7 protein-coding genes and 2 pseudogenes are annotated in these 9,613 nt (G+C 47.7%); 3 read left to right on the top strand and 6 right to left on the bottom strand.

Annotation, left to right across the window (positions count from 1 at the left end):
• Positions 1-221 precede the first annotated feature (221 nt).
• Positions 222-308 (bottom strand): annotated as a pseudogene (locus QZ147_RS06635) (hypothetical protein); the annotation flags it as partial.
• 318 nt (positions 309-626) lie between these two features.
• On the opposite strand from QZ147_RS06635, the pseudogene QZ147_RS06640 reads away from it, so the two are divergent.
• A pseudogene (locus QZ147_RS06640) lies at positions 627-1,154 on the top strand (NAD(P)H-dependent oxidoreductase).
• Positions 1,155-1,516: 362 nt separating this feature from the next.
• Here the strand turns inward: QZ147_RS06640 and QZ147_RS06645 are convergent.
• From QZ147_RS06645 to QZ147_RS06665, 5 genes are read right to left on the bottom strand one after another with little or no spacing between them, the layout of a single operon-like run.
• Positions 1,517-3,073, bottom strand: coding sequence for a DKNYY domain-containing protein (locus QZ147_RS06645; RefSeq protein WP_295148463.1), 1,557 nt, complete (start codon positions 3,071-3,073; stop codon positions 1,517-1,519).
• Positions 3,063-3,506 (bottom strand): hypothetical protein, encoded by a 444-nt coding sequence (locus QZ147_RS06650; RefSeq protein ID WP_295148466.1) that lies wholly within the window; start codon positions 3,504-3,506, stop codon positions 3,063-3,065. The genes QZ147_RS06645 and QZ147_RS06650 overlap by 11 nt, the downstream gene beginning before the upstream one ends.
• A gap of 19 nt (positions 3,507-3,525) precedes the next feature.
• Positions 3,526-3,663 carry a hypothetical protein gene (locus QZ147_RS06655; protein WP_295148469.1) on the bottom strand — a complete coding sequence of 46 codons (138 nt, stop codon included), beginning with the start codon at positions 3,661-3,663 and terminating at the stop codon, positions 3,526-3,528.
• Positions 3,664-3,666: 3 nt separating this feature from the next.
• Positions 3,667-5,604 carry a ribosomal protection-like ABC-F family protein gene (abc-f, locus tag QZ147_RS06660; RefSeq protein ID WP_295148471.1) on the bottom strand — a complete coding sequence of 646 codons (1,938 nt, stop codon included), beginning with the start codon at positions 5,602-5,604 and terminating at the stop codon, positions 3,667-3,669.
• A 27-nt stretch (positions 5,605-5,631) separates the two neighbouring features.
• Positions 5,632-6,945 carry a sodium-dependent transporter gene (locus tag QZ147_RS06665; protein WP_295148473.1) on the bottom strand — a complete coding sequence of 438 codons (1,314 nt, stop codon included), beginning with the start codon at positions 6,943-6,945 and terminating at the stop codon, positions 5,632-5,634.
• A 131-nt stretch (positions 6,946-7,076) separates the two neighbouring features.
• On the opposite strand from QZ147_RS06665, the gene QZ147_RS06670 reads away from it, so the two are divergent.
• Together QZ147_RS06670 and QZ147_RS06675 are read left to right on the top strand one after the other, a co-directional pair.
• Positions 7,077-8,408 carry an MATE family efflux transporter gene (locus QZ147_RS06670; protein ID WP_295148475.1) on the top strand — a complete coding sequence of 444 codons (1,332 nt, stop codon included), beginning with the start codon at positions 7,077-7,079 and terminating at the stop codon, positions 8,406-8,408.
• Positions 8,409-8,487: 79 nt separating this feature from the next.
• On the top strand, positions 8,488-9,613 hold a 1,126-nt coding region (locus QZ147_RS06675), incomplete at its 3' end, for an MFS transporter (protein ID WP_295148477.1).

The raw sequence follows: 9,613 nt of genomic DNA on the forward strand, positions 1-9,613 counted from the left end.
AAAAAAGAGTAAATAGGTCAAATTTACTCCTTAAATTTTTGGCTAAATTTAAGGAGTAAACCACTGCAAAAAGGCGTTTTGAAAAAATTTACACTAAATTTATATGTAGTCTCTTTTTGCGCTTCTAGATTTTGTAACTCCAAAGATGATCGCGACGATAAAAACGATACCAAATGTGATATAAAGTATGACGGTCGGCTTATCTACCTCGATGCGAGATAGCGCCACGTCGCGCCAAAGCCCACGGTCGCGCCCGCGACCGCCAAAATATACGTTACCTTCGAACTCCAAGTTTTTCTAGCTTTCATAAAATTTCCTTTTTAAAGAGCGGATTTTAGCAAAACGGGGATTAAATTTCGTTTTAAGAGAAATTCGTAGGCTTGCTTAATGCGGTTAGCTCATCATTGTCTAAAAAAGACCGCGTCTACGACGAAATCCGCTCGCGCCGTATTTTTTGGCACAAATTTAACGACGCCGCCGACGTTCGCGGTCAAAAACAACGCAACTTTTAGCCTAAACGAAAGCCGTAAAACTATTTCGCAAAATTTAGCCTTGAAAATTTAGCTCGAATTTAACCGCAAATTTTAGCTTTAAGACGTATAATTTTAAATTTCAAAGGAGAAAATATGAAAAATCTTATCATTATCGCGCATCCTAATATGGCAAGCTCAAACGCCAACAAAGCGTGGCGCGAGGCGGCCAAAAAACAGGCGGACAAATTCGACGTCCACGAGATTTACGCCGCCTACCCTAGCGGCAAAATCGACGTCGCGCGCGAGCAGGAGCTGATCCTAAATCACGACAAAATCGTACTGTAATTTCCGCTTTATTGGTACAGCTATCCGCCGCTTTTAAAGCAGTGGTTCGACGACGTATTCGCATACGGCTGGGCCTACGGCAGCACAGGCGGCAAGCTAAAAGGCAAGAAGTTTGCGCTAGCAATCACTATCGGCGACGAGCCTAAAAGCTACGAAAAAGGCGGCGCGGTCGGGCTTAGCATGGACGAGGTTATAGCGCCATTTAAATGCGCTATGAATTTCACCGGAGCAAAACTGGAAGCGCGGCATTTTGGATACGGATTTTCGTTTCACGCAGATGCCCAGTACATCGCCAAAAGCGCGGAAAAATACGCGGAGTTTTTAGCTAAGCTTTAGTCCTGCGCGCTAAAACGCGCTCTTTGTGCCAAGGCGACACAGACTAAATTCGCACCTTTAAGGCGTTAAATTTAAACCACTTGGCGTGAAGGGCGACTTTTTGCATTAGCCCGCATAAGCCTTGAGGGCTTTAATCAGCTTAAATTTTTAACCTTCTTGACGGTTTACAAACCGGCCGCTAGCTTTTTTAAAAAACGGCGTGCAAGTTACTCAGATAACGTACGGTGCCTATGGCAAAGCGACGCAGGCTAAATTCACGTCTTTAAAGGCGCTAAATTAAACCGCCGATGGACGTTTCGGTCGTAAATCGCGGCGAGTGCAAGAGAAGCCTAAATTTATCGCGCCAAGTAGCCTAAAATCGGTCAAAACGCGTCGCGTTTTCTAGCCCTTACCGCTCCTACCGCGCTCGCTATCAAAAGCATAGTCGCGGCGACTCCCCAAAAAAGATAGGTCTCGCCGCTTTCGTAATAAGTAACCGCCTCAAAAACGAGCTCGCCTCGCGCCGGCACGAGCCGCTCCTCTTTTGTCATCTTACGGATGTCCGCGCCGCTTATGTTTTGCCCGCTCGGATCATACGGCCGCGTCAAGGCCTCTATGGCGGCAACGTCTGCGATCTCGTAAACGCTAGCGCTAATCCCCTGCTGCGTCCCAAGCGCGTCAAAATAGTAAATTTTATCGCCGTTTGCGTAAACCGCGCCGTATACGCCGTTGCGCACAAGGCCTATTTTGCGCCACCGCTCGCTAGTTTCAAGCCTAAAAAGCTCCGTACGGCGCGAGCTTAGCCGCCTGCCGCTTTTGCCGCGGCTCCAAATTTCGCGGCTCTGTACGAAATAAGTCTGGGCGCCGCTAACAAAAACGCTACCAGCAAGCGGCGAAATTTCACCCGTAAACGGATCCGCCGCCGCGCGTTTTAGCTCGCCGCTTTCGCCGTCATTTTTACTCTCCCAAAAATAAATCCCATCCTTGCCGCGAAAAAGCAAGTGATAGGCGTGCGCGTCAAAGACGCCAAACGGTAGCGAATAAGGCACAAATTCGGGCGCAAACTCATTCCCGTCCGCATAAACCACGCCGCTAACGGGCCCTAAAAGATAGCGCACGCCGCCAAAATACGCAGCCTCGCGCAGCTCAGGGGTAAATTTAACCGCGAGTCGCGAGCTTTTAAAATAGACGTTTCGCCCGTCCGTGACGTAAAGATCGCTAGTTCGACCGCGCGCGTCCCTCACGTATCTTAGCCCGTCCGCGTCCGCGCCCTCTAACTCCTCGCCCTCGAAATAAGCTTTTTTGCCACCTTTATCGCCGCTGATTTGCGCTCCGTCTCGGACGCCTTTTTTATCGTCCGCGTCGCTATTTTCGCTAAATTTGCCGCCTTGGCTCGCGCTTCCCGCCGTAAAGCCAAAACCCAAAACCGGGGTCAAATTTACGCCTAAAACGCGCTTTATTTTATAAATATAGCTTTGCGGTTTATCAGCGCCCAGTATCGCGTACGTCGCGGTTTGAACCGCCTCGGCAAAAGCTCCTAGCTCGCAGTTTCTCTCGCCTGCGTCGCTGCAAAAATAACTAACCCGGCCGTCCGTGAAATATCCGTTTCCAATCGCCCTAGCGCGCGTGGGATCAAGCCCGCTCATAGCTAGATTGCCGCAGTAGACGGCGCTTTCGTCAGCACCGACGTTTCGCCCGCGATAACCGCCTGACGCAAGAACCCTAAATTTATCCGCCCGCACGCCTTTTAGCTCAAATTTGCCTCCGCTTGGGATTAGCGCGTAAATTTTGCCCTGCGGCGTCGCGTAAAATTCGCTGCCGCCTATCTGGGTAAATTCGCCCTCCTCCTCGTAGCTAGCGATATAAACCATAAAAAATACCGTAAAAAGTACGGCAAAAAGCGCAACTGCGCAAAGAAGCGGTAAATTTCTATTCTTCAAATCGCCGCTCGCTTTCTCGCAAAAGCCTTAAAATTTTAAGCTTATCCGCTGCCCTTTTTAGCGATAAAATCGCGGTGGGCGCAAGAAAAAGCAGACCTAAAAGCCCGTCTGGCCCGTTAAAATTTATCGAGCCGTTAAGTAGCCCCGAAGCTAGCCAGCAGGCGAAATATATGCCTAAAACCGACCAAAACGCAAAAAATACGGCGTAACTCTTGCTGCCGCTTAGCTTTTCAAGGCAGAGGATTTTATTTGAAACGCCGTTTGTTTCGTACTCTACGTAAAGCGCGTCGCCATCTTTAAGCCGGACTTGATCCGTCAAAAGCGCCTCTGTAAATTTTACTCCGCCGATCTCGAAACAAACGACGCTCTCGCCTTGATTTAGCGCTTTTGATTTCACGAACTCCGCCCTACCCGTTTTGGTTAAAATTTTCAAATCCTCTCCGATTTTAAGTCTAAAATTTAACGCCGAAACGCTTTAAAATTTTAGCCGCCGCGCCGCTAATTTCAAAGCTAACAGCAAGCGCCTCGCTTCTCTTTGTCGCGTATAAATTCAGCGCGTTAATACCGCCTATCTCGGCCGAATTTTTCAAAATTTATTCCAAATTTTCGGCGATTTCAAGCACTTCAAAGTATTCGTTTTCAAGCTTTTCAAGCTCGCTTTTGGCTGCTTCTAGGCGTTCGTAAATTTTAGCGATGCCTATTTCTTGATAAATTTTAGGATCGCTTAAATCCACGTTTAGACGCGAAATTTCGGCGCTTAACTCATCGATAATCGCTGGATGGTTTTCTAAAATTTTACTTTGCTTGTAGCTAAGCTTAGCGCCGGTTTTGCTCTTTTGCTTTTGCTCGCCCTGCTTTTCGCGCGCTAAATTTTCGCGCTCGAACGCGTCTATTTCGCCAAGCTCGTCTTTTAAGTCTAAATAGACGCTGTATTCTTGATGCACGACCTCGATTTTGCCGCCTTCAAAAGCCCATAGCTTAGTCGCGATCTTATCGACGAAATAGCGGTCGTGGCTGACGAAAATTATCGCGCCTTCAAAGCTTTGCAAATAATCCTCTAAAATATTAATCGTCGCGATATCAAGGTCGTTCGTGGGCTCGTCTAACACGAGCGCGTCGTAACTTTGCGTAAAAAGCATAGCAAGAGCCAGGCGGTTTTTCTCGCCGCCGCTTAATACGCCGACGGGTTTATCGAGGAATTCTTTCGGAAATAGGAAATTTTTAAGATAACCGTAGACGTGCATATTTCGGCCGCGTACCGCGACGTGATCGCCGCCGTTTGGGCAAAAGACTTCTATTAGGCTTTTATCGTCGCTTAGACTGCTTCGCATCTGATCAAAATAGCCGATTTTTACGTCTCCGCGCTTAATTTCGCCGCAGCTAGGCTTTATTTGCCCGAGCAAAATTTTAAGCAAGGTGCTTTTACCGCTGCCGTTTCGCCCGACTATCGCGATGCGCTCGCCTTGCAAAATTCGCGCGTCAAATCCTGAAAATAGCTGCTTGCCGCCTAAATTTTCGCCTAAATTTTTAAACTCGAACAGCATTTTTTTACGGTTTACGCTTTGCGTTTGGTTAAAATTTTTACTCGCGCGTTCAAGCTCAAGCCTTACGCGTCGTATTACGCCAGGATTTTTCTTAGCCTCTTCGCGCATGGCTAGCACTCGCTCTTTGCGCCCTTCATTGCGTTTTAGACGCGCTTTGACGCCGCGGCGCAGCCACTCCTCCTCGCTTTTTAGCTGTTTTAGCAGCGTTTCGTGAGATTTAGCCAGACTTGCTAAAATTTCTTGCTTTTTGGCTAGATAATTTACGTAACCGCCCTCGAAGCTTGAAATTTTAGCGTCCTCGATCTCCACCGTGCGCGTAGCCAAAGCGTCGATAAAGTAGCGGTCGTGACTGATAAAAACTATCGTTTGACGCGAGTTTTTAAGCATATTTTCCAAAAATCTCACCATATAAACGTCAAGGTGGTTCGTCGGCTCGTCAAGCAGCAAGACGTCGGGCTTTTTAAGTATGAGCGCGCCCAGCGCTACGCGGCGTATCTCGCCCCCGCTAAGAGAGCCTACGGGGCGATTTTCAAACTCTTTAAGGCTAAAAAACTCCAAAACCTGCTCGATCTTTCGCTCGATATCCCAGCCATCTTTGGCGTCGATAAATTTGGCTAGCTCGTCTTGGCGCGCGTGCAGTTCGCGATTCTCGGGCTCGCGCGCTAGCTTTTCAAGCACGGCGGCATACTCCTCTCTGGCGGCGAAAATTTCGGATAGCTCGCGGCTCATCGCTTCGCGCACAGTTAAAATTTCGTCGAATTTAGGCGCTTGCGCCAGCATCTGCACGCTAATATTATTTTGCGTAATCACGCGTCCGGCGTCGGGCTCGTAAACGCCGCAAAGCAGCTTCATTATCGTGCTTTTGCCGCCTCCGTTTTTACCTACTATGGCGATCCTCTCGCGCTCGTTTACGCTAAAACTTACTTCGTTTAAAATTTCGTTAGGCCCGAATTTTTTGCTTACTTCTATTAAATCTATTAGTGCCATATTCCCGCTTTTTTAAAATTTTAACCGCTAAAACGCGATGTGTTTGCTAAGCGCGATGATGCAAAGCGCGAGCGCTAGCGGGACGTAGACGTATCTGCCCGTAAAATACCAAAACGCGCCTTGCTTTTTATCGGCACCCGTATTTATCTCGTCCATGATCTCGTCTTTTTTAATAATCCAAAACCACGATACCGCCCCTATCACCGCGCCGATAGGTATAATGTAAATGCTAACTAAATCCATCCAAGGCCCCCAGCTAGAAATCATCTCCATATTTACGCCTATGCCCAGACACACCGCGCAAAGGCCCAAAAGAACGTGCGAGCGACGTAAATTTGGAAATTTATGCAATATCGACTCGGCGACTGCTTCAAACATATTTTGCAGCGAGCTAATCCCGCCGAAAATCACCGCCGTAAATAAAATAATTGCAAAAATTTGCCCGCCCGGCATATCTTGTAAAATTTTAGGCAGCGTTACGAAAAGCAGCTTAGGTCCCGCGGCCGGGTCCATAGAGTAAGCAAAGACCGCCGGTATCATTACGAGCGCCGCCACGAAGGCCGCTAACGTATCGAATATCGCCGTTTTTTTAGCACTATCTACCACGTCTTCGTCTTTTGATAAATAAGCGCCGTAAACGATCATACCCGAACCCGTAATAGAAAGAGAGAAAAACGCCTGCCCCATCGCCGTAATCCACGTCATCGGATCGTCTAGCTTGGCAAAATCGGCGCGAAGCAAAAAATTATACCCTTCAAAAGCGCCGTCTAAAAACGCGACGCGGACGGCTAAAATAATAAAAAGCGCGAAAAATAGCGGCATCATTATTTTATTAGTCCGCTCGATACTGTGCGCGCCGAAAAATAGCGTAAGAAGCGTGCCTGCGACGACGATTACGTGATAGGGCACGACGGAGTAGTCGCTTAAAGCAAAGCCTTCAAACCAAGTATTGGTATCCACGCTCATTAGCGAGCCCGTGATCGCCTGAAACAAAGCCTTTAAAACGTAAGCGATGATGACGGCGTAGCCGATGGCGATACACATCGAGCCCGCAAGCGGCACGTAGCCTAAAATTTTACCGACTTTACCCCAGCCGCGCGTAGAAAAGGCGTATTCGTAAGAGCCTAGCGTGCCGGTTCTAGCGCGCCTACCTATGGCGTACTCCGCCGAAAGTCCGACGTAAGCGAAAAGCGCGACGAATAGCAAATAAATTATCAAAAACGCGCCGCCGCCGTTCGCGCCGACTTTGTAAGGAAAGCCCCAAACGTTTGCCATGCCGACCGCGGAACCGATACAGGCGATGATAAACGCCCAGCGCGAAGTAAATCCGTGTTTATGCATAAAAAGCCTTTTTGTTTTGATTATCTCTTTTTATCGCTTTGAGCTTTCTTAACGAGCGCGCCTTAAAGCAGGATCCCAAGCGAAAAATAATAAAATTTTCGCTAAAATCGCGCTTTTTTGAAGGAAATTTTATGTCGCACGCTCAAAATCTAAGCCTAAAAAAGCTTACGATACCGATATTTTTGGATATGTTTTTGCACTTTGTTACGCTCATCATAAATACCTACATGGTGACTAAGGTCAGCGTCCATTTAGTGGGCGCTATGGGCGCGGGCAATCAAGTCATGGATTTATTTATGACGATCTTTAACTTTTTAAGCGTAGGCTGCTCAGTAGTAGTAGCGCAAGCTCTGGGCGCGCGAAATAAAAATTTAGCCCTACGCGTCGTGCATGCCAGCTTAACTTTTAACGCGATTTTCGGCTTTATAATGGCGATTTTCATCTATTTTTACGGACACTTTATACTTGAAATTTTACGCGTACCGAGCGCTCTTATGAAAGAAAGCTACGATTATCTTCATATGTTAGGGTTTGCGCTATTTTTCGACGGCGTAGGCATGGTACTTGCGGCCGTACTTCGCGTTTATAACTTCGCGGCCGCGGTCATGTTCGTCTCGCTTTTAATGAATTTTATCACGCTTTTAGGCAACTCTATCGCGCTTTTCGGCTGGGCTGGACTACCTAATTACGGACTTTACGGAGTAGCCGTTAGCACGATGACGGGGCGATTCGTAGGCGTTATCGTGCTATTTTTTATATTAATCCGCGTAGCTAAGGTGCGAATTTATCTAAAAATGCTTTTTACGCTGCCTTTTAAAATTTTACGCAAGATTTTGTCGGTGGGGCTTCCAAGCGCCGGCGAAAATTTACTATGGATGGCGCAGTATATGGTGGCTTTCGGCTTTGTAGCGAGCATGGGCGAGTCTAGCCTAAACGTGCAAACGGTTTATTTTCAGATCACGCTTTTAATCTTAATGTGCGGAGCTAGCATCAGCGTAGCAAACGAAGTCATCGTGGGGCATTTAGTCGGAGCGATGAGATTTGACGAGGCGTATTCGCGCACCTTCCGCGCATTAAAACTGGGCGTTTTGGCCTCGCTTTGCGTCGTACTAGTCGCGTATTTTTGCAAATTTAAGATAATGGACGCGCTAAATTTAACGCCCACGCTTAAAGAAATCATGCTGCCGCTTTTTACGCTATCTATCGTTTTAGAGGCTGGAAGGACGTTTAATATCGTCATCGTAAACGCTCTGCGCGCAAGCGGCGACGCAAAATTTCCGCTGATGACTGGATTTGCCTTTATGTGGGGACTTAGCTTGCCGCTGGGGTATTTTTTAGGCATTACGTGCGAGATGGGAATTTTAGGCGTTTGGATAGGATTTACCGCCGACGAATGGGTTCGCGGACTAGTAAATACGTGGCGATGGAAGAGCCGTAAATGGCAATCAAAACGGCTCGTTTAAGTAAATTTAGCGCGCGTAGATTTTAAAATTTTATGCTAAAATGGCGCATTTTTTCAATTTTTTTCACAAAAGGAAAAGAATGTTTAAATTCTTAAAGGCATCAGCGCCTAGCGAGCAAAAGGTGCCCCAAGGCGAGGTGGATGCATACTACAAAAAGCTACGCTGGCAAGTATTTTTCGGCGTATTTATCGGCTATGCGGCGTACTATTTACTACGTAAAAACTTCCCCTTGGCGATACCTTATCTAACCGATAAAGCGGGCGAATACGCAAGCTACGGCTACACGAAAGCAGATCTTGGTATCGTAATGTCGGTGCTAGGACTTGCTTACGGTATTTCCAAATTCGTAATGGGTAACGTCTCGGACCGCTCAAATCCTAAATATTTTATCGTAGCGGGCCTATTAGGCTCCGCCGCCGTAACGCTAATTTTCGGCCTAGTGCCAGGAGTTTTTACCAGCATCGCGGCGATGATCGTACTGGGCGCGCTAAACGGCTGGTTTCAAGGCATGGGCTATCCGCCTGGCGCTAAAACTATGACTAACTGGTTTAGCACCTCCGAGCGCGGCGTTTGGTGGAGCTGGTGGAACATCTCTCACAACTTAGGCGGCGGGCTTATCGGGCCGCTAGCGCTACTAGGTCTTGCGGTATTCGGCGCGTGGCAATCGCTATTTTACCTACCCGCCGTCATCGCGCTGCTAGCGGCGGTAGTAATGTATAAATTAATGCACGATACGCCGGAATCAGAAGGCCTACCGCCCGTCGAAGAGTATAAAGGCGAAAAGCGCGCGCATCAGACGAAATCCGCTCACGAGCTAAGCGCGACGGAGATTTTCGCAAAATATATCCTAAACAATAAATTCCTTTGGGCGATCGCGTTTGCCAACATCTTCGTTTATTTCATCCGCTACGGCATCATCGACTGGGCCCCGACGTATCTAAAAGAGGTTAAACACTTCACGGTAGATAAACAAAGCTGGGCGTATTTTATGTACGAATACGCCGGAATTTTCGGTATGCTAGCCAGCGGATACCTAAGCGATAAGGTTTTTAAAGGACACCGAGCGCCGCCTATGCTAATCTTTTTAGCGGGCGTTCTAGTCGCGATTTTTATTTATTGGAAAAATCCCGCCGGCAACGAGTGGGTCGACTACGCTTGCTTAGTGGCGATAGGATTTTTAATCTACGGTCCCGTGATGATGATAG

Source organism: uncultured Campylobacter sp. (assembly GCF_905371695.1).
Lineage (GTDB): Bacteria > Campylobacterota > Campylobacteria > Campylobacterales > Campylobacteraceae > Campylobacter_A.